The 21,355-nt window shown below is 61.8% G+C and carries 15 protein-coding genes; 7 read left to right on the top strand and 8 right to left on the bottom strand.

All coding sequences use genetic code 11. The features are described from left to right. Positions 1-906: 906 nt before the first annotated feature. From C440_RS02115 to C440_RS02105, 3 genes are all read right to left on the bottom strand, one after another. Complete coding sequence (locus C440_RS02115; protein ID WP_008317817.1) at positions 907-3,699, bottom strand: hypothetical protein; 2,793 nt, start codon at positions 3,697-3,699, stop codon at positions 907-909. A 448-nt stretch (positions 3,700-4,147) separates the two neighbouring features. Continuing rightward, positions 4,148-5,662: a lipopolysaccharide biosynthesis protein gene (locus tag C440_RS02110; protein ID WP_008317815.1), complete on the bottom strand. Its 1,515-nt coding sequence runs from the start codon at positions 5,660-5,662 to the stop codon at positions 4,148-4,150. A gap of 219 nt (positions 5,663-5,881) precedes the next feature. Then, the gene (locus C440_RS02105; RefSeq protein ID WP_008317813.1) at positions 5,882-7,672 is read right to left on the bottom strand and encodes a hypothetical protein; all 1,791 of its coding nucleotides are present in this window, start codon (positions 7,670-7,672) and stop codon (positions 5,882-5,884) included. Between the two features lie 411 nt (positions 7,673-8,083). Here C440_RS02105 and C440_RS02095 point away from each other — a divergent pair, with 411 nt between their 5' ends. Beyond that, on the top strand, positions 8,084-9,976 hold the full coding sequence (locus C440_RS02095) for an asparagine synthase-related protein (RefSeq protein WP_008317810.1): 1,893 nt from the start codon (positions 8,084-8,086) through the stop codon (positions 9,974-9,976). 234 nt (positions 9,977-10,210) lie between these two features. Here the strand turns inward: C440_RS02095 and C440_RS02090 are convergent, their stop codons facing one another. The 5 genes from C440_RS02090 to C440_RS02070 all read right to left on the bottom strand — a co-directional run bounded on the left by C440_RS02090 (position 10,211) and on the right by C440_RS02070 (position 15,081). Beyond that, complete coding sequence (locus C440_RS02090) at positions 10,211-10,522, bottom strand: DUF7521 family protein (protein ID WP_008317808.1); 312 nt, start codon at positions 10,520-10,522, stop codon at positions 10,211-10,213. A 1-nt stretch (position 10,523) separates the two neighbouring features. Then, positions 10,524-10,895, bottom strand: coding sequence for an ArsR/SmtB family transcription factor (locus C440_RS02085; RefSeq protein WP_008317807.1), 372 nt, complete (start codon positions 10,893-10,895; stop codon positions 10,524-10,526). A gap of 307 nt (positions 10,896-11,202) precedes the next feature. After that, entirely contained in the window at positions 11,203-12,402 is a 1,200-nt protein-coding gene (locus C440_RS02080) for a LolA family protein (RefSeq protein ID WP_008317805.1), read from the bottom strand. Positions 12,403-12,725: 323 nt separating this feature from the next. Further along, a complete protein-coding gene (locus C440_RS02075) occupies positions 12,726-13,784 on the bottom strand; it encodes a glycosyltransferase family 4 protein (RefSeq protein WP_049915219.1) in 1,059 nt (352 codons plus the stop codon). Positions 13,785-14,001: 217 nt separating this feature from the next. Next, positions 14,002-15,081, bottom strand: a complete 1,080-nt coding sequence (locus tag C440_RS02070) for a DUF354 domain-containing protein (protein ID WP_008317802.1) — start codon at positions 15,079-15,081, stop codon at positions 14,002-14,004. Between the two features lie 290 nt (positions 15,082-15,371). On the opposite strand from C440_RS02070, the gene C440_RS02065 reads away from it, so the two are divergent. The 6 genes from C440_RS02065 (at position 15,372) to wecB (ending at position 21,328) form a co-directional block, all read left to right on the top strand. Further along, the gene (locus C440_RS02065; RefSeq protein ID WP_008317800.1) at positions 15,372-15,959 is read left to right on the top strand and encodes a metal-dependent hydrolase; all 588 of its coding nucleotides are present in this window, start codon (positions 15,372-15,374) and stop codon (positions 15,957-15,959) included. Between the two features lie 180 nt (positions 15,960-16,139). Beyond that, positions 16,140-16,715: an acyltransferase gene (locus tag C440_RS02060; protein ID WP_008317799.1), complete on the top strand. Its 576-nt coding sequence runs from the start codon at positions 16,140-16,142 to the stop codon at positions 16,713-16,715. Further along, a complete protein-coding gene (locus C440_RS02055; RefSeq protein ID WP_008317798.1) occupies positions 16,712-17,815 on the top strand; it encodes a DegT/DnrJ/EryC1/StrS family aminotransferase in 1,104 nt (367 codons plus the stop codon). Before C440_RS02060 ends, C440_RS02055 begins: the two co-directional genes overlap by 4 nt. Further along, positions 17,812-18,804 (top strand): Gfo/Idh/MocA family protein, encoded by a 993-nt coding sequence (locus C440_RS02050; protein ID WP_008317796.1) that lies wholly within the window; start codon positions 17,812-17,814, stop codon positions 18,802-18,804. Before C440_RS02055 ends, C440_RS02050 begins: the two co-directional genes overlap by 4 nt. Next, positions 18,801-20,240 (top strand): nucleotide sugar dehydrogenase, encoded by a 1,440-nt coding sequence (locus tag C440_RS02045; RefSeq protein WP_008317795.1) that lies wholly within the window; start codon positions 18,801-18,803, stop codon positions 20,238-20,240. The genes C440_RS02050 and C440_RS02045 overlap by 4 nt, the downstream gene beginning before the upstream one ends. Next, a complete protein-coding gene (gene wecB, locus C440_RS02040) occupies positions 20,237-21,328 on the top strand; it encodes a non-hydrolyzing UDP-N-acetylglucosamine 2-epimerase (protein WP_008317794.1) in 1,092 nt (363 codons plus the stop codon). Before C440_RS02045 ends, wecB begins: the two co-directional genes overlap by 4 nt. Positions 21,329-21,355: the final 27 nt, after the last annotated feature.

Raw genomic sequence — 21,355 nt, 5'->3', positions numbered from 1 at the left:
GAATAATCTTGGTTATATACCACAATAGACACCAAAACACGGCTGGTTCTTAACGTCGAATTTTCTGGATGACAGAGGACCGGTTCGATTGCTACGTTTCTCCATCGACTCGCGGAAAATTCAACCCCACAGACGATGTGTTTCGCAGTAATATCAATAGAAATGAGACGACAATCTCTCGATTAAGCTGATCGGGTGACTCGACTACGCCGAACAAAACCGCATCGGAAGATGGTTCACGCCCTCAAAATTCGAGTCGTCAGCGTTCATGGGTTCTGGGAGGGAACTCACGCGAGTTCCCACAGATAGTTCACGTTGTTTTTGCAATACTATACAGTTCGGCGACCGCACCGAGCGCTCGATGGACGACGCCAGTCAAGGGATTTCTAACCTAGACAGTTCTGTGGTGCTCCTCGAAGATACATCGTTGGCCACCAAATCGAGGCATATTTTCTGAATAGTCCGCCAGCGACGAGTTCCTATATCGTTTTGTTGGTGTCTTTCTAGTCATTTTACTCCCTCGGCTCTGTTGAAACCCTTTTAAATTGTCATATTACGAAAATCATGAATTCAGAGGCGAGAATCGTGGTAAGACCGACGTTGTCAAACGAATGAAAGGTTTCTGACCAAGAGCGGTTCGCAGATAGAACCAGATATCCAATCTATTATTAACAGTTTCACAGTATGAACTACAGACTGGATTTAATAGTGTGCATACAGCGCAAGGACAGCACCTGAAACCGCCGCCTAAAATCGCCGAGTCTGCACGAGACCCACGTCGAGACGAACAGTCGGTGCTCGTACGTCGAAACGGAAAGAGCGACGACTTCCCGGCAGGCGAACTCGTCGCAAAAGATGGCGCCGCAGTCGGACGAGATACCCACGTTTGGGTATCTGTGAGTCAGCTTAGCCGTCGTTGTCTTCGAACGTCAGCGCCGCGTCGCCGGTCAGGTTCATCTTCGTGATGTCGCCCGAGAAGCGGAAGGCGTCGCTGTCGTCGGTGACGGAGCCTTTCGCCGTGCCGGAGCTGACGGAGTCGGCGCTTTCGGTCGCGCCGACGAGCGGGTCGTTCATGATTTCGCCGGTGACGGTGAAGTCGTACTGCGTCTCCGTGCCGTCGCCGGTGACCGTGAGGCGGTTCGGAAGCGCGAACACGGCGGGGTCAACCGCCGAGCCGTTGACGTAGACCTCCGCCTCGCCCTGAAGGAACGAGAACGACGTAATTTCGCCGGTGAACGTGTACACGTCCTCCGAGCCGTCGGTCGTAATCCAGCCGGTGGCCGAGGCGTCGGAAACGTCGTCCCACTCTTCGATGGAGTCGCCGGCCTGCAGAGAGCCGTTGACTGCGACTTCGTACTGCGTCTCCGTGCCCATGCCTACGATGCGCAGTTCGTTTTCGGTGGTCGAGTCGCCGCCAGACGAACCGCCGTCGCCCGACGAGCCGCCGTCTTCGGAGTCGCCACCGGACGAGCCGTCGTCGCTCGTCGCGTCCGTGATGGTGCTTGGCGTGACCTGCTCGCCATCGACGTAGAGGTCTGCCTCGCCCTCGACGAACGAGAAGGACGTCACGTCGCCGGTGAAGGTGAACGCGTCTTCTGCGCCCTGCGTCGTAATCCAGCCAGCGGCGGACGTGCTGGTGAGACTGTCCCACTCTTCGATGGTATCGCCGGAGCCTTCGAGCGAGTCGCTGACTGCGAACTCGTATTGGGTTTGAACGCCCGTCCCCACGATGCGCAGTTCGTGCGACGAGTCAGACGAGGAGCCGTCGGACGAACCATCGGAAGAGCCACCGGACGACCCGCCAGAATCGCCGCTCGACGAACCCCCCGAGCTACCATCGCCGGACGAGCCGTCGTCGCTCGTCGCGTCCGTGATGGTACTGGGTGTGACCTGCTCGCCGTTGACGTAGATTTCGGCCTCGCCTTCGAGGAACGAAAACGAATCGACGTCGCCGGAGAAGGTGTACGCGTCCTCGGAGCCGTCGGTTGTAATCCAGCCGGTTGCGGAGTCGCTGGAAACGTCGTCCCACTCTTCGATGGAGCCGTCGGCCGTCTGGAGCGAGTCGGTGACGGTGAATTCGTACTGCGTCGTCGTTCCCGTGCCGACGAGGCGAAGGTCGTTCGGAAGCGGTTCGGTCGGGCCGGACGAATCGGAGCCGTCGGAGTCAGTCGAAGTGTCGCCGTCGGACGAGTCCCCGCCGGAGGAGCCACCGCTCGTGCCGTCGTCCGGGTTGGGGAGCGGACACGACTCGCTACTCGTGATGTTGTTCGTGTTCACGTCGGCTCCGCTGAACACGGTCGCTTGCCCGGAAACGTTGATGTTGGTGTCCGTAATCTCACAGTCGTTCGCGTCGTTGACGAGGACGCCGTCCACGTTGCCGTTCGGGAAGTGGATACAACTGTTCTTGACCGTCGAACCGTTTCGGTCACTGTCGATGCAGACGGCGGCACCGGCCGGTTGCGACGTGGCGTTACCCGTAATCGAGACGTTTTCGAGGTTCAGTCCCCACGGCTTGTCTGCGGTGCCGGTATCGACGGAGTCGGCGTGAATCGTCTGGACGTCGGTGTCGTTCTGAATCCGGCAGTTGCGGAGCGTAAAGCCGCCGTGTCCGGCCCACGTCGGCGACGAGACGATACCGCGCGAGGTCGGACAGGACTTGAAGATGAAGTCACAGTCCTCGATGAGAACGTCGGCGTAGCCGTTGCCCGTGGAGTCGATGCGAAGCCCCTCGGGGCTGTCGAGGCTGTCGCCGTCGTGTGCGTGCTCGTTGAGGTTGTCGGCGTCCATGATGACGGTCGCACCCTTAATCCACGAGGTCTTCGAGGGGTGGTCGCCCGCCGAAATACGCATGTTCGTGTTGTCGTTGTTCTTGAAGAGACCGCCTTCGACGCGGAGGACGCCGCGAGTGTGTGTGGCGCGGAACGACGACGAGCCGCGCTGTTCGATGTGACAATCGACGAGTCGAATCTCGCCGACAGAGCCGCCCTGCACGCGAATTCCGGCGACTCCGTCGGGGTAGCCGGGGAGTTCGGCACCCTCGCGCATGTAGACGCGACGGGCGACGTTGACGCCGTCGACCGACGAACAGTCGTAGGCGAGCAGTTGGCGGCGGGCGTCGTTGTCGGTCGGCGTGCGACCGAGCCATTCGACGTCCTCGATGAGCGCGCCGTCGTCGTTGACGAGCCAGATGTCGGCGGTCGTCGTCCGGTCGTCGGTCTGCTGAATCGAGAAGTTCTTCAGGACGTGGTGACTCCCGCTCGTGATTTCGAGGAAACGGAACTTTTCGCCGTTGTTGCCGGAGGGGAAGACGAACTGCACGTCTTTGTGCGAGCTACCGGTCCCGACCATACCGAAACGAGAGACGTTTTGATTCCAATACTGCGTGTTGGTGGCGAGATACTCACCCGGAGGGAATTCGATGAGCGTCCCACTTCCGTACGCGGCGTCAAGTTTGTTGTCTATCGGTTCGTTTCCGTTGGGGTCCATTCCAAGGTCGTCCACCGCGTTGACAACGCGGTCCCATTGGATTCCAAAGCGCTCCTCGGGACCAGACGCCGCCGACGCGACGCCGGCGGAGAGGGCGGTCGATGCGGCCATCGCACCAATCTTGAGGTAGTTCCGTCTGTTGAGTTGCGCTTCGAGGATGGAGTCCGAATCCTCGGCAGATTCGTTGTCGTCTCCACCGTTTAGTCGTACCATGTTGGAGAAAAGCCCTCGTTAACAAGATAATCATTATTGCGAGGTATACGCAAATTAGATTCGATTACCTACGGGATTGGTTCGGATAGCGGCCAGTTACATACCAGTTGTGTACCAAAACCACACCTTGTTTTCTTCAGATCAAATATAAACTAAATATGAATAGCTGGCTCTCTCGGTGCGCTAAAATAACATCTTAATCCACACTGAACCGAAAAATCGAGCGACTCTAACGGGTTAGTTTCCGATTTAGAGTGAGCCGAGCGGTGGAAATAATCTACTCGTGAAATGGTAATTAATCCTCCACCGAACCTTGCGGGAAGATTCGTTTCAGAACATCAACATTAACGAAGGAGAGATACTATATTTTATTCAGCAAAAATGTTCAGTTATCAATGATGGTCACTCGAATCAAGCGAGTTCTCTCGGTGGTGAACCCAAAATGAGACTACTTCGACATGACCGAGACGAGTTCCCGGAGGTTCTGTTTGACCCGCCAGTCGAACAGCCTCATCAACGACGCCGCGCTGACGACGTAGGCGACGACGCCCGTCGCAACCAGCAGTCCGAACTCGGCGAGCGGTGAGCCGACCCGGTTTTGGACTGCGAGCACCGCGATCGCCATCACACCCGTCGCCAACGTGGGATACGAGAGTTCGCGGAAGAACCGGGCGTAGGACGTTCCGAGCGTCTTCTTCATCTCGCGCGCGTAGAGCGGGAGCATCGGGAACGCCAGAATGCCGGTGACGGCGAGGGCGGTCCCCTCGATGCCGAAAGAGAGAGTCATCGGAATCACGATAATCGCCAAGAGCGCGACTCTGAGACCGCCGAGTTTGGTCTGTATATCGGGGCGGCCGACGGCTCTCCAGACGGGGTTGAACGTCGCAAAGAGCGTTCGGAACAGTCCGTAAGCGACGAGTATCTGCATCGTTGCCACCATCGGGAGCCACGCCGACCCGAGGAACGCGCCGACGAACGACGGCGCGACGAGGTAGATGCCGACGGACATCGGCAAGGCGACGAAGGCAGTCAGTCGGAACGCGCTGAAAAACGCCTCTCTGAGGGCGCGTTGTTCCTCTTGTAGTTTCGAGTACGTCGAGAACATCACGCTCGACACGACGACGGCGATTTCAGTCGCTGGCGCGTTCGAGATGCGATACGCGAGTTGGTAGTAACCGAGCGAGGTCGCCGTCAAGAGCCATCCGACGACCGCGTCGTCACCTTGTCCGTAGAGGAACTCGACGATAGACGAGCCAGTTATCCACTTTCCGTAGCCGATGAGTTCTGCGGCGTACTCGCGGTTCAGAGATGGCCACGGACGGTACGAGTGAAGCGCATAGGTACTCAGCGCGCGGACGCTGGCGTCGGCCAGATAGCCGAAGATGAGCGCCCACACGGTCGGACTGATGGCGGCGTAACCGAGCGCGACAACGACGTAGGCCGTCGTCCCGCTGACTCGATAGGTGAACTCCTTGTGGAATTCGAGTTCCTTTTTGAAGTAGACCATCGCCGGATTCCGCAGGCCGAGGAAGATGGGAACCAACGCGATGGCGCGAATCAGGTCTCGGGCCGCGGGTTCGCCGAACAGCGAGGCGAGCGAGGGCGCGGACAGATAGAGAACCGAGCTCATCAATAGCCCGCGAAGAATCTCCAAGGAGAACATCGTGTTCAGGTACTCGTCGACGTCGTCGTCGAGTCGCTGGATGAGTGCGGCGTCGATGCCGAGGTTCGTAAGGCTCAGAAGCGCCGAAATCGTGAGAAGCGCGATACCCATCAGACCGATGGCTTCGGGACCAAGCAACCGGGCGAGGACGATGAACATGACCACTTTCAGCACACGGTCGAGGACGTTCATCGCCGAGACCCACATGCCGCTTTTGACCGTTCGCTCCGTGAGGTCGCCGTCACTGGGAACGAGACGGCGCTTGAGCGTTCGAATCAACGACCGAAGTTTATCAATCATGTGAGACCTCCGTTGGGCCGCCGTCGAGGCGGTGTTGCGCGTTCACCCACTGTACCACGTCGGCTACACATCCGCTCACGAGGTGATTAATTATTGACCGGCTACCGAGTGCGAGCACTCTGAAGAGTCGCGTTGCGGGTTTTGTGAGTGACGTCACCAGTTGCGTCTCGCCCCGGAAAGTGGTCGTCTCTCTGCTCGTGGTTCGTCAGTCGTCACAGCTCACCCGACCACGTAGTAGAGGTCGGACGCACCGTTCGACATGATTCGGTTGACGTTCGGTTGGTCTCGAACGGCGGTGAGGTTCCGCTCCGAATACCGCAGTTCTCTGTAGGCGACGACTTCTCGTTCGTGGTCCGTCTCAGATACCATCAGATACCGCGGTCCGTCGTAGTAACTCGGCAAGTCCGAAAGCGTCTCGTCGGGGGTCGTAAAGCCGAGCGCGGGCGTCGGTCTGTCTGGAAGCGCCTCGGCATATCGGTCGGGATTCCCGCGGATGCCGACAAACCGGATATCTTCGTCTGACAGCTCGAACGCGCTGTCGTACGCCTGCATCTGCTGTTGCGGCACGTGATTCGACGGGAGGTAGATGTAGGGCGACGGGAACATGACCATCAGCGAAAGCCCGATGACGAGCGCCGCCGCGAGGGGCGCGCCGTTCCTGAGTGGCGTCCGGTACTCGCTGTCGGCGAGCCGTTCGAACGCGTAGAACAGCCCCACACTGCCGACAATCGTCGCCAGAATCATCGCAAACCCGACGTGCCGGAAGAAGAAATTCGTCTCCGAGATGTCGCCGAGCAGGTGCGCGAAGAAGTACGGCACCAACACGACGAGGCTGAACGTCAGCGTCCGAAGGATAGTCCGCCCGCGCGGGGGCAGGTCGCGGAACCACCCGAGGAGGACGCCGAGGAAGACGGCGAACGTCACCGCAACGTAAATCGCGTTCACGAGGAAGAGTTTGACGAACACGTCGAGAATCCCGCCGCCGACGGCGGTCACCGAACCGGTGCGTTGGGTGATGGCCGACCCCGCCGCTGACTCGCCGGAGAGGATACCAATCACGCCGTCGATGAACAGCCCGCCGGTCGAAACGCCGACCGTGTACTGCGTAAACCAGTAGACGAACGCCACGGCGAACACGAACGTCAGTCCATAGACGGGGCGTTGTGCCGAAACGTCGGGTGCCTTGCGTCGGCGCTGGACGAACTGAATGACGGCGGCGACGACGAACAGGATGAGGAAGTTGACGGCGACCTGGAGGTGGTAGGAAACCATCGCAATCGTACCGACGACGAACAGCACGGAGATCGGAGTGACGTGTCGTCGCCACCGCGACGCGATTTCGTCAGTCGCCGAGAACTGGTGTTTGAAGAAGAGATAGAGGAGCACCACGCCGAGAAACGACGCGAGCGAGTAGGGAAAGAACATGAGTTTGAAGCCGTTGAGGTTCACCGGGAGAAACAGCAGGCCGGAGAAGGCCGCGATGATGACGGCTTTTCGGTTCGGAACCACGAGCGAGACGGTGAGCGGAACGAACACGAGGTAGACGAGCGAGAGGAAAAAGACGACGAGCATCATCGACGTGGCGACGTCGAGACCAAGGACCGAACTGAACATTCCGGCGGTGATGTGGCCGCTCGGATAGACGATTTCGAACGGCGTCAGCGTCCCGGCGACGAGCGACTTCGCCCACCCGAGATGCGTCAGCGAGTCGTTGAAGCCGTAGAAATAGTACCGGCGGACGAGCGGAAGCGCCGAGACCGACGCGATACTAAGCCCGGCGAGTGCCACCCCGGCGAGTGCGAACCGGCTCTTCAACGCGAAGACGACGACGACGAGCGACGCCAGTATCGCAATACTCACGCCGACCCAGAAAACGAGCGGCGTCGATTGGTACAGCGAAACCTCGTAGCGATTCGCTGGCGACGCGCGTGCGACGAGGATACCGACGGCGACCGCGAGGAACCCAACGAGGAGGAGCGACCTCACGAGCCGCGAATCACGTTGCTTCATCTGGTGAGAGAAGGCGAGTAGCGTAGTTTGTTATTGAGAATGTAATCAGTTCGAAGGGTGAGAAACGGAGGTGACGCCGCGTCGGAGCCGACGATTGAAAAATTGGAGTTCGAAGACACCGACCATCGAACAGATTCGTTTCAGCTGGCCGAACTCGCGGAACGGGGCTACGAGAGTGGCGAGAGACTGCGAGAGTGGTTGGAGGCCACGAGAGTGGTGAGAGACTGCGAGAATGAAGAGACTACGAAATCGACTGGAGGTCACGAAAACGTGTTCTACGGTCGGTCTCAGCCGCGTCGGCGGGTATAGTCGCGTGATAACAAAACCCGACGCAAGCGGATACTCGGTACCGATGTCACTCACAGTAGTCACAGCGCGCCCCGGTGAACGAACCCACGGCGGGCGTCACTCATGACTGGGTTCGTCGGCGGCGAACTCGACGGCACCGACCTCGAACTGTGCGCCGCCGAACTCCACCGCGAAGCGTGGTACGAATCGGCGACGCTCTCGACCGACGGCTTCGGCATTTCAATTCTCCACCACGGGGCGAAAGACCCCAACGGCTGTACGATTTGGGAGGACGAAGACGGCTCACGCGTCGGAGCCATCTACGGCGTGGTCACGAACCGCGACGAACGCGGACTCGATACCAAGAGGCTGTTCGAGCGCCTGCTTGACGACCCACACGCGCTTTTGGCCGACCTCGACGGCACGTTCCTCATCGTCGCCATCGACGGTGACGCCGACCGCGTCGTCGTCGCCAGCGACAAACTCGGAACGCGACAGTGTTTCTACGTCGATTCCGGCGGCGACGAACCCGGCGACTCCGCCGTTCCGTTCGCGTTCGGAACCGAAGTCGGCGCGCTCACCTCGCTTTTCGACGACCCGCAGGTTGACGAGCGCGCCGTCAGTGACCTCCTGATGATCGGCCACGTCTGGGGCGAAAAGACGCTCGTACAGGGTGTCAACTTCCTCCCGTCCGGGTCGGTCCTCGAATACGAGTCCGGCTCAGGCTACGAAATCGAGTCGTACTGGGACCATACGTTCGAACAGAGCGCCGACGACTCCTATCTCGACGACCTGACCGACGCGTACCGGGCTGTCATCGCCGACATGGCCGACACCGTAGACGGCGATATCGGGCTGTGGCTCTCCGGCGGTCTCGACAGTCGATCGATGGCGGCAGAACTCAGTCACTACCACGATATCACGACCTACACCTACGATTCGAACCCCGCAAACGGGAGCAACCTCGAACTTGCCGCCCGCGTCTCGGACGTGCTCGGCATCGAAAACGAACGCGTCGTGTTAGATTCGAACCGTCTCGTGGACGCACTCGACGAATCGGTTCAGCTGACGAGCGGGATGGTCGGTCTGTCCACGTTCGTCAACCTCTCGGCGGTGTTCAACATCCCCGACGTCCCCGACATCATTATCGAGGGATGCGGGCAGGGTGGGATGATGGGCGACGGCATCGGGCGGGCCGCCGTCGAAATGAGCGACTCACCCGAGGCGGCGCTCTACCGCGCGAAACACCGAATCGACGTGGACGAAGCGCGCACACTCCTCCGAACGGAGTTCGATCCGATGACGACCTACCGCGAGGAAGTGCTGAAAAGCAACCAACCGGACCTCTACAGCACCGCGATGGACTGTTACTACCGCAACTACTTCCCGCGATGCGACTTTGCGAGCAACCCCATCGCCGAGAGCCAAGCCGGGACGCGCGTCCCCTTCAGCGACACCGCGTTCCTCAGAGCGGTCACCCGAATGCCGCTTTCGCATCGCGTCGGCTCGATTCCGTTCACGAACGGGAAGATTCCGGCGGGGACCGCCTTCCCGAAAGTCGAACTGATGCGACGACTCGACGACCGACTGTCTGACATCCCCTACGAACGGACCAAGGTCCCACCGGCGCGTCCGATGTGGCAACACGCCGCCGGGTTCGTCCTCGGAACCTCCATCGACCGCCTCCGCGAGCGCGTCGTCGGCGACGTGCACACCTACGGCGGCCGGTCGATGGTCGGAGAGTGGTACCGCCAGAACCGCGCGCTCCGCGAGCGCATCGACGACCTGCTCGACTCCGCGTGCGAGCGACCGTACTTCGATGCCGACGAGGTCCGCCGTCTCCAACGCGAACAACTGACCGGCGAAGGCGAGCATATGAGCGCCATCTCGGGGATTATCACCGGCGAACTATGGGTTCGAAAGTACATCGACCGCGAGGAGAGACAGAGAAAAACAGAAGCTACCGACGACGCCGTGTCGCATCCAGCCGAAGACGCCACCCAGACCGCTGACTGACTCCGGCGCGCTACCACCGTTTCGAAAGTGAGCATCTGGACAGCGGGGGTGGTGGTAGTGATAGTGACCGTGACAGCGGCAGTGGTGGTAGTTGCAGTCGCGCCGGCAGTGGCAACCGCAGTGACAGGACGGCAGTAGCAATCGCAATCGCAGTGACACCGACAGCCGCGGTGGCGGCGGAGTTCGACAAAATTCGGAACCGACGTGCCAGAACGAGGTGTTCGCGGGAGCGGCTTACTTCCGTGAGTGGAGCGAGTACGCGATGAGAAGGACGCCCGAGAACTGGAACATCCGGGTAACAAGTGTCAACGGACGCTGATAGCGCAGTCCGATGTAGCCCTCTCGGAGGAGCAGTGAACCGACGAAGGCGACGCTGAACGCGATTGTCGTTAGGAGGAATAACCCGAGCGACAGCGCTCGCATGGTTCTGCTGTCGTGGCGGCGGTAGCCGCGGTACGCCTGGTAGCCGACGTAGCCGCCGACGAGCGTCGAGCCGAAGGCAAGCGCGATGATGAGCCAATCGACAAGCGCGGAGAGTCCGACCATCTCAGAGGTGCTCCCACATCTTCTTGAACCGGTCTGCGGTGTCGCTCTCGTCTTGCCCCGGGAAGGATTCGGCGTGACTTCGGCTCACAGAGACTTCGAAACGTCCCTCGTCGAGTTCGAGTGAGAATCCGGACAGCGTGGCCGCGTAGACCTTGTAGTGGTTACCGCTCGTTTGAACCTTCGTCTGTTCCTCTATGAGATCGTGCTCCTGCAATTGTTCGACCCGCCGGTACACAGTCGGCTTCGACATCTCACACCGGTTGGCGAGTTGTTGCGCGGACATAGGTTTGACACTTGTTGCTGCGAGGATGTCCCGGGCGTACTCATCGCTGAGTATGTCGAGAATGTCACTCAGCTCCGGTTCCTCACTCACGCTTCGACTGGACGACCGCGAGCCGAATAAAAAGCCTGACTCATTTCCGGGCCAGTAATTCGGTGGCGGGGAGCCGAAAGCGGAGTGGAGATAGCATCGTTCGGCAGTGAGGTGAGTGTTTGGAGGGGCTGATGACACGTCAGTGGAGACCGCGATGAGTCCCGTGATATCGGCGACGGACAGGAGTTGAGGCGACAGGTGCGGGCGAGCAACCTGTTTACTCCGTGGACATCCATCGCAATTCGACTGAGAACCCGTTGGATAATATAAGGGTAGGCGGAGTTTCCGAGTCAGAAACAGCCCTCGATTACGAGGCAGAACAGCCGAGAGACCGACCGACTTCGACGAGCCGCTCGGTCTCGACGCCGGTTCCGCGGACCGTGTACCGATAGTCCTCACACGTCCACGAGAGCGACGTCGTCGGTCCGTAGTCGAGCGTCGCTGGACGGTCATTGATAGTCAGGTCGCGGTCTTCGGGGTCGGTGGCGTAGGTCCTGTTGTACTTCGAGAGCGTGAGCTGTTTCCCCGCAGTCGCATAGCGAAGTCCAACGCTACTGATTCGTCCCGTCGTCCGCGTAGCGTAGGTCAATTCGAATTCGGGGGGGAGCGTCGGTCTCGGCACCGTAATCGATGTCTGCGACGCGAGCGAATCGGTGCTCCGGTACCACCGAGTCTCAGCGATCTCCGGGCGCTGGACCGTCGTCTCAGGACCGATTTCGGGTCGGAACGTGTCCGCCGGAACCTCTGGATTGAACGTCACGTTCGTGTACGTCGTCGTTATCGACCGTCGGGTTCCGTCTTGGGTCCACGTGGTCTGTTTGCGAAGCGGGTAGAACCGCTCCGAATCGAGCCAGAGGCGCTGTCGGTACCCGTCTTCGGTTTGATTCGTCGCGGGACGAACGTCGAGCACGTACGCCTCTCGGGCACCGACAGAATCGGTCTCGACGTACTCGACGACGTATCCGCCGTCAACGTCGGCTCCAGGAGAGGGACCACCGCGTCGCGGAACGACCGGGAGCGGTGCCACGTCCGGGGCCTGTGGTCGCCCGTCCCCATCCGTCAGACCTGCCGCCGTGACGAGTCGTTGGAGCCGCCCGGCCATCGCCGACCCGGATGCGGACCCGTTCGGTGGGCGAGTCAGGTCGATAGCCGTGACGGAGCGCTGGTCGGCGTCGTGGAGCCAGACCATCGAACCGTTCGAGACCTGTAGTTTGTAGCGTCGCGTCGTCCCCTCGTGGAACCGAACCCGTTTTTTGTCGGTTCCCGGGGCGAGCGTCACGTCGGCGACGTTCCGAGACATCGTCGTTCCGTTGTGGCGTATCGTGACCGTTTGCGTCGCGTTGAGCGCGTCGGTCGAGCGGTAGCGCTCGCTCACGTTCGCATCGACTGCCGGGCCGCTGTCGGTTACAACTGTCCCCGTCGCAAGGAGCAAAGCTGGTACCGCGGCTCCGAGAACGAAGAGGACAACGAGCGTTCGTCGGTCGAGTGGGAGGGAGCGATTTGTCATACGAGCGAGGGCGTAAGTGGCGTTTCAACTCGTTCGAGACACCGACACAAGTTAAACACTGCTAGTCCGAAGCAAACGGCTCGGCCGCGTCGAACTCAAATCGAGCGATTGTAAGAGGAAACGAGGGTAAGCAGATGAGGGTTACAGGGGTGATAGGGAGAACAGACGCGGGTTACAAAAGCGGGTGAGGAGAACAGATGGGAATACGAGAGTAGTGCAAAAACGAGCGTGGGTGTCAGTTGACGGAGGCTACAGCATCAGTTGGCGGAGGCTACAACGTCAGTTGACGGAGAACGAGTTGTAGAACGGTCCGTGTAGCTAGCTCACTTGGCGTCCGCGTACATCGCCACGAGGTTGTCGGCGTTCGACTGCCACGAGTAGCGGTCTTCGATGAGCGCTCTGTTCGTTCGGCCCAGTTCGACCGCTTCGTCGGGGGCGGAAACGAGACGGGCCAGTGCGCCCGTCAGTTCGTCCGCGTCACCGGGTGTGACGAGAACCCCGCGGTCGTCGGTGATGACCTCGGGGATGCTTCCGACGGGTGTCGAGACGATGGCGTTGCCGCCAGCCATCCCTTCGAGCATCGCAATCGGGAGTCCTTCGGCGTACGTCGGGAGGACGAACACCGTGCCACGGCTGATGAGGGCTTGTTTTTCGGTCTCTGAGATGAACCCGAGATAGGACACGTTGTCGTGCGTCGCCGCGACGGACTCGGCGCGGTCGCTGAAGGGGCCGCGACCGCCGATACTCACCTCGAACGAGAGGTCGGGTCTGTCCGCGAGCGCCTCGACGGCGTCGAGGAATTCGCTGATGCCCTTCCGCTCGATGAGGTTGGAGACGAAGACGAGGTGAACCGGGTCGGTCGGGTACGTCGGGTCGTAGTCGGTCGGGTCAACTGCGTTCGCCATGACGTGTACTTTCTCCTCGCCGGCGAGTTCGGAGACAAGGGTGCGCCAGTACTCCGAGAGGACGATTACGTCGTCAACGGTGTCGAAGACGACAGACTGGAGCAATCGGACCAGACGCGAGTCCGTCGCAAGGAACTCGTCGAACGAGGAGCCGTGGATGTGGAGGACCACGGGCACGCGCCAGACGTACGCCGAAAAGAGGACGAAAAATGCCGAGCGGTAGAACGAGTACGTGTGCGAGGAGTGAACGTGGACGATGTCCGGACGGGGCTGAAACGGAAAGAGGAGGACCGCGTACAGCGAGGACAGGACCATCCGAGTGGCTCGTTCGAGCCCATCGCCCTTCGGCGCGGTGTACCGCGTGTAGAGCCGGACGGGCATCCGATCTGCGAGATACCGCCGCTGTTCGGTGATGTATCGGTCGATTCCGCCGGTCCCTTTCGGACCGACGATGAGGAGCGTGTTCGTGTCGTTCATGTTGCAATCGGCTGTGGTCGGTCGCGGCGAACGCGCGTCGCGGCGGTCGATACTGTGCCACTCGGTACCCCACATTGGCCCGAGAGGTGGTTAGTTATGGGTCGGTTGACTGTCAAAGCGAGGGGGTTAGCCGGTTCTGACTGCCCGAATCGACGGCGACCGGTCGGGAGGGCGCTCCGCCGGGGTGGACGGTGAAATCACTCGAAACGGGCGTGAACTACGCCGGGACGGTGTGTCGAGACAGCGATTCGACGGATTCGACCGCCCCGTAGTTCAGTGCGACCTGCACGATGACCTCGGTCAGGTTGACTTTGTCCGCCAAGAATTCGTCGCGCCGGTCGGCCCACCGCTGTGTGGTCCCGTCGTCGGTGAGCAGTGCTTCGGCGCGGGCCATCACGTCGTCGAACGACTTGAGATTCGAGATGAGTCCCTGTCGTTCGAGTTCGACGAAGTTTCCCATGTCGTTTTCGCCGACGAATGAGTTCGAACGAATCGCGGGCGTGCCGAGAAGCGCCGCCTCCGTCACCATCGTCTGCGTGTCGGCGACCAGCAGGCTCGCCTCGGCGAGTACGTCGTGGACGAGCGCAGGGTGGAAATCGAACGGGCGGGTGTCGAGGTCGCCGTCACGGCGTTCTTCGCTCTCGTCGAGGACGAACACGGGACCGTGTTCGCGGAGCATCTCGATGAGTTCGCGGCGGCGCTCGGGCGTGAACCCGCGATGACCGACATCGTGGTGCGAGCCGAAGGCGTTGAATCGGACGACGGCGTACTTCTCGTCCGGTTCCAAACCGAGTTCGGCGCGGATGTCCACCGAGGGTTCGTACACGTCGGGGTGCAGGTACGCCGTCTCTTTGAACCCGCGGAACTGGTAGTGATTCTCGGCGAGGTCCTTTCCGAACGTGTGCGGCGTCAAAATCGCCTTGGCGAAGGGGCGCGAGACGACGTGGTCGAGCGAGGTCGGTTCGGAGTCGAGGAGAAGGACGACCGGTGTTCGGGAGACGGCACCGGCATGCGCCGCGTAGCCGCCCATCCCGAAGATGAGGTCGGGATCGAATCGTCGGACCGCGCGGAAGATGTTCGCGTAGTGGAACGGGAGGGACCGAAACAAGGAGTATTTCGTCGTCCCGCAGGAGCCGTAGATTTCGTGCGGAAGGTCGTAGTATTCGAGGAGGTCGGTCGTACATCCGTAGTTCCGTCCGAGTACGAGCACGTCGTGACCCAACTTTTGAAGCTCTCTGGCGGCGTATTTGTACAGGTGGACGTGCGCCGGCGTGTTGGTGAAGAACAGGTATCGCATACTCTCTGCGAGGGGTGACGCACTCGGCGCGAGTAGTTATTCAGCGTCTACTCAGTGTCAGCCGAAGCGTCAGGAACCCGATACCGCGACGACGACGCTGACTCGACCGTTACGGGTGCAATAACAAAATTATCGACGGGCTTTCGTTGCCGTGGTAGGGGAGCGCGCTTCGACGCGTTCTCGCACGAAACCGCCACGCTGTGACGCGCCACCACGCAGATATCAATGACTCACATTCACCGAATTCGAATCGGCCGCGATGGAGCCAGCCGCGACGGAGACACCACCTGATGTTTCCGTGGGAACACGCCGCAGTCGGCTACATTCTCGTCTCGTTGTGGTCGCGGGTGACAGACAGAAAACTCGACGGCTGGGCCGTGCTGGCGGTGCTCTTCGGAACGCAGTTTCCCGACCTCGTGGACAAACCGCTCGCGTGGTCGTTCGACGTGCTTCCGAGCGGTGTCTCGCTCGCGCACTCGATTCTCGTCTCGGTACCCGTGTCCGCCGTCGTCGTGTTGGTCGCGCGGCGCTACAAGGTGACGACGGTCGGCGTCGCGTTCGCCGTCGGCTATCTCTCACACATCCCCGCGGACCTGCTGTACAACGGCTTTTTCTTCGGCAACTACGGGGTGATTCGGGCGTTCCTGTGGCCACTTTCCCACGGGAGCGAATCGGCGGCCGGCGGGCTGTTCGAACAGACGTGGTTCTACGTGCGCCGGTTCGTCGTCTATCTCCGTCGGCCCGAGGCGTGGGGACTCGTGGTCTTCGAAGTGCTGTTGGTCGGAAGCGCCGTCCGACTGTGGCTCAAAGACGGTGCACCTGGTGTCGGACTCCTAAAGCGCTCCGTGACCGGAATTCGGCGGAGCATCGTGAAGTGAGAACGGGCAAACTCGGGCGGCAACCACTCCATAACAAAGCCCTCACCGGGACTGAATTTCGCTAAGGCAGGCAGACTCCCGCCGACATACTATGACCGTCACAATTTTCCCCTCGACTCGGCCCGACGCCGAGGCGACACAGCCAGACGAAACAGGACGACCATCGGGAGGTCCACACCGATGAGTGCGGAGTTGGGTGTCGAATCAACAATCGACGACGACGTGACCATCGGCTATGGCGACGGCACCGAACCAGTTATTGGTGACAGAGCCAGAATCCGCGCCGGAAGCATCATCTACGCGGACGTGACTATCGGCGACGATTTCGTCACGGGTCACAACGTCCTCGTCAGAGAACGGACCGAAATCGGCGATGAGGTACTCCTCGGCACCGAGACCGTCGTAGACGGCACCACGACCATCGGCTCTCGGGTGAGCATCCAGACAAACGTCTACATCCCGACGAACACGCACATCGGCGACGACGTGTTCGTCGGTCCCGGCGTCGTGATGACGAACGACCCGTATCCGGTCCGCACCGAGGCCGAACTCGTCGGGCCGACCATCGAAAATCACGTCTCTATCGGCGCGAACGCGACGCTCCTTCCGGGTGTGACAATCGGCGAAGGCGCGTTCGTCGCCGCCGGTGCAGTGGTCGTTGACGACGTGCCGCCCGGAACGCTCGCCGTGGGCGCTCCTGCCGTCCACCGCGAACTGCCGGCACAACTGCAGGGGGAGAACGCGATTCGACGATGAGCGACGACTACATCTCGATTGCGTCGCCGCAACTCGGCGACGAAGAACGGGACAGAATCGGCGACGTCATCGAAAGCGGCATCATCGCCGACGGGCCAGAAGTGAGGGGCTTCGAACGCGAATTCGCCGACTACTGCGGTGCCGACCACGGTGTCGCCACGTCGAACGGAACGACCGCGCTCCACGCCGCGCTCCACGCGCTCGATATCGGTCCCGGCGACCGCGTACTCACGACGCCGTTTACGTTCATCGCAACCGCCAACGCCGTCACCTTCACCGGCGCGGACGTGGGCTTCGTCGATATCGACCCGCGAACGTACAACCTCGACCCCGATGCGCTCGAAGCGCGTCTCCGCGCCGGCGAACAGGTCGATGCGGTCATCGCGGTCCATCTGTACGGCCTGCCGGCCGATATGACGCGACTGGGCGAACTCGCAGAAACCTACGACTTCGCGCTCGTCGAAGACGCCGCCCAAGCCCACGGTGCAGCAGTCGAAGGAAAGCGGGTCGGCTCGTTCGGCGACGCGGCCTGTTTCTCGTTTTACCCGACCAAGAACATGACCACGAGCGAGGGTGGGATGATTACCACGAACAGCGCGGACGTGGCCGAACGCGCCGCCCGGTTCGTAGACCACGGCCGCGTCTCCGGCTACGAACACGCCGAAGTCGGTCACAACTTCCGCATGACGAGCATCGCGGCCGCCATCGGACGCATCCAGCTCGGGCGACTTCCCGGTTTTACCCGCGCGCGACAGGCTAACGCCGCCGCCCTCACCGACTATCTCGAAGACGCGCCGGTGACGACGCCCGACACGCCGCCGGACCGAACCCACGTCTTCCACCAGTACACCGTCGAGTGCGACGGCGTCGAGCGCGACGCACTCAAATCGTACCTCGACGGCAAAGGCATCGCAACGGGCGTGTACTACCCGAAGCCGGTCCACAAACAGGCGGCCTACGAGCACCTGTCTGTGTCCGCGCCGGTCGCCGAGAACGCCGCAAGACGTGTTCTCTCGCTCCCGGTTCATCCGGCACTGAGTGACTCGGATATCGAGCGTATCGGTCGAGCGGTCGCCGACTACGCGGGGGTGGTGACGTGAGCCGCGACGACGCGCTCGTCGCGGCGGGCGTCATCGGCGTCGGGTCGATGGGGTCGAATCACGCGCGAGTCTACTCGGAGCTTCGCGGTGTCGAACTCGTCGGTGTCGCCGACGCGGACCTCGACCGGGCCGGAGCCGTCGCGGACGACTTCGAGACGGGCGCGTACACCATCGACGAACTGCTCACCCGAGTTGACGTGGTTTCGGTTGCGGTGCCGACGCCGTACCACGCCGACGTGACTCGGCAGTGTCTCGAAGCGGGCGTCCACGTCCTCGTCGAAAAGCCGTTCGTTGACGACGTCTCGGTCGGCGAGGACCTGTCGGCGCTCGCAACGTGGCACGGCGTGACGCTCCAAGTCGGCCACATCGAGCGATTCAATCCCGCCGTGCGCGCCCTCGATGGTCTCCTCGAAGACGTCGAACCCATCGCCATCACTGCAAACCGATTGGGACCGCCCCTAACCCGCGAGATGGGCGACGGCGTCATCATGGACCTCATGATCCACGACATCGACGTCATCCTCTCGCTGGTTGACGCCGAGGTCCAGACCGTCGCGGCGACGAGCACGCCTGACGAACAGTACGCGACAGCACAGCTAACCTTCGACAACGGCGTCATCGGCTCGCTGACGGCAAGTCGGCTTACCCAACAGAAGACGCGGACGCTCGACATCACGACCCGCGACCGCCTCATCCGCGTGGACTACCTGAACCAGTCGGTGCAGATATTCCGCCAGTCGCGTCCGGACTACCTCCGCGACAAGGGGAACATCCGCTACCGTCACGAGGTCGTCATCGAACAACCGATGATAGAGACCGGTGAGCCACTGAAATACGAGCTTCAGTCGTTTATCGACGCCGCCACACAGGACGGGCCGGTCCTCGTCTCGGCAACTGACGGGCTTCGCGCTATCGACGTCGCCCACCGAATCGAAGCCAGCGCCGACGCCACAGCAGAACGCGTCGAACCGGCGGAGAGTCACCGATGAACAGCAACCGCCAAACCCGAACCGGTCTCTACGGCTCCGCGCTCGCGCCGGACGACCAGCGACGGGCGTTCAGAGACGGTGCGGTCCCGGTCGCGGTCTACGGTCTCGGGAAGATGGGACTCCCGCTCGCGGCCGTCTACGCCGACGTGACGGGGAACGTCGTGGGCGTCGATATCGACGCCGACGTGGTGCAGACGGTGAACGACGGCGGGTGTCACGTCGCAAAAGAGCCGGGACTGCCGGAACTCGTCGCCGAGCAGGTTGAATGCGGCGCGTTTCGCGCGACGACCGACAGCGTTGCCGCGGCGCGGTCGGCGGCGGTACACGTCGTCATCGTTCCGACACCGCTGACCGAAGACCGCGAACCCGACCTCGCGGCGTTCGAGGCGGTTCTCGACAGCATCGCCGACGGACTCGCGCTCGGAGACACCGTTATCGTGGAATGTACAGTCCCGCCGGGGACGAGCGCTGACCTCGTCGTTCCGTATCTCGAATCGAAAAGCGGCGTCTCGCGCGACGAGTTCGGCGTCGCGTTCTGTCCCGAACGAACCTCGTCGGGGCGGGCGCTACGGGATATCACCGCGTCGCATCCGAAAGTCGTCGGCGGCGTCGATTCTGAGAGCACCCGCGTCGCCGCGCTACTGTACGGCGAGATAACCTCGAACGAGGTCATCCCGGTGTGCGATGCGACGACCGCGGAAGCCGTGAAACTGTTCGAAGGCGTCTACCGCGACGTCAACATCGCGCTCGCAAACGAACTCGCTCGCGTGCGCGACGACCTCGGTATCGACGTGACAGCGGCTATCGAGGCGGCGAACACGCAACCGTACTGCAACATCCACGCGCCCGGACCGGGCGTCGGCGGCCACTGCATCCCGTGGTATCCGTACTTTATCACGAGTCGAGTCGAGACCGAGACCCCGCTTCTCCACACCGCGCGGGCAGTCAACGACAGCATGCCGACGTTCACCGCCGACACGCTCCGCGACGAACTGGCCGCGACGGGGCGAGATATCGCCGACTCGACCGTCGCGGTGCTCGGTGTTACCTATCGACCCGGTGTCGCAGAGACTCGCGCGACACCCGCCGCCGGCGTCATCGACCGTCTGTGCGACCTCGGCGCGACCGTCGTCGCCGCGGACCCGATGCTCGACGCCGACAGTATCGCCTCGTTCGGCGCGACGCCAGTCTCGCTTTCGGCTCTAGCCGAGCGCGAACTCGACGCCGTCGTGGTCGTCACACCGCACGAGGAGTTCGACGATATCGACTGGGCCGCCTTCGACGACCTCGTCGTCATCGACGGCCGCGGCACGCTCGGCGACATCGGCCATCGCGTGTACCAAATCGGCGGCGGGCCGCGAGGAACCACACCCGACACTGTCGGCTCCGAACAGGTCCCGCAAGCGACAGAGACAGACGGAGGCCCCCGCCGATGAGCGGGCTGAAGATACTCTCTGTCGTCGGCGCGCGGCCGCAGTTCATCAAGGCGTTCCCGGTCTCAGACGCGCTTCGGCGCGACCACGACGAAGTGCTCGTCCACACCGGACAACACTACGACGAGTCGCTGTCCGGCGTGTTCTTCGACGAACTCGACATCCCGGAACCCGATTACAACCTCGGTGTCGGGTCGGGACCGCACGCCGCTCAGACCGCCGAGATGATGGAACTACTCGACGCGGTCGTCGCCGACGAAGCCCCCGACGTGGTGCTCGTCTACGGCGACACGAACTCGACGCTCGCGGCGGCGCTCGTCGCCTCGAAGCGCACGCCGCGTTTGGCGCACGTCGAGGCGGGGCTACGAAGCTACAACCGGGCGATGCCCGAGGAGATAAACCGGATTCTCACCGACCACTGCGCGGACCTCCTGTTCGCCCCCTCGGAATCTGCCGCGACGACGTTAGCGTCCGAAGGGATTCACGACGGCGTCTACGTGACTGGCGATGTGCAGTACGACGCCGTACTTCGGGTCCGGTCGGCCGCCGGCGAGCGCTCGACGGTCCTCGAAGCCCACGACCTCAGCGACGGCGAGTTCGTCTTAGCGACGGTTCACCGGGCCGCGAACACCGACGACCGGTCACGACTCAGTGCAATCGTCGATGGACTCGTTGACGCGCCGAAACCAGTCGTCTTCCCCGTCCACCCTCGAACTGAGCAGGCGCTCCGCGACAGCGGTCTCTGGTCGCGCCTCGCCGAGGACGAAACTGTTCGCCTCGTCGAGCCAGTCGGCTATCTCGACTTCGTCAGACTTCTCGACGGCGCAGAACGCGTCGTCACCGATTCCGGCGGCGTGCAAAAAGAGGCGTTCTACCTCGACACGCGCTGTGTCACGCTCCGCGACGAAACCGAGTGGACCGAGACCGTCGATTCCGGATGGAACGTCCTCGTCGGCGCGGACCGAGACGCGATTCGAACCGCACTGCACGCGACCGACCCGCTCCCGTCGAAACCGTCTCTCTACGGCGAGGGAACCGCGGCGGAGCGAATCGCCGACGTGCTCTCGGAGGTCGAAGTCGCTGATGCGTGAGTGGGTCACGACAGACGGGTTCGGGGG

This window comes from Haloferax mucosum ATCC BAA-1512 (genome assembly GCF_000337815.1).
GTDB lineage: Archaea > Halobacteriota > Halobacteria > Halobacteriales > Haloferacaceae > Haloferax > Haloferax mucosum.
The sequence above is the reverse complement of the archived record's forward strand: the minus strand, read 5'-3'. Positions and strand labels throughout refer to the sequence as shown.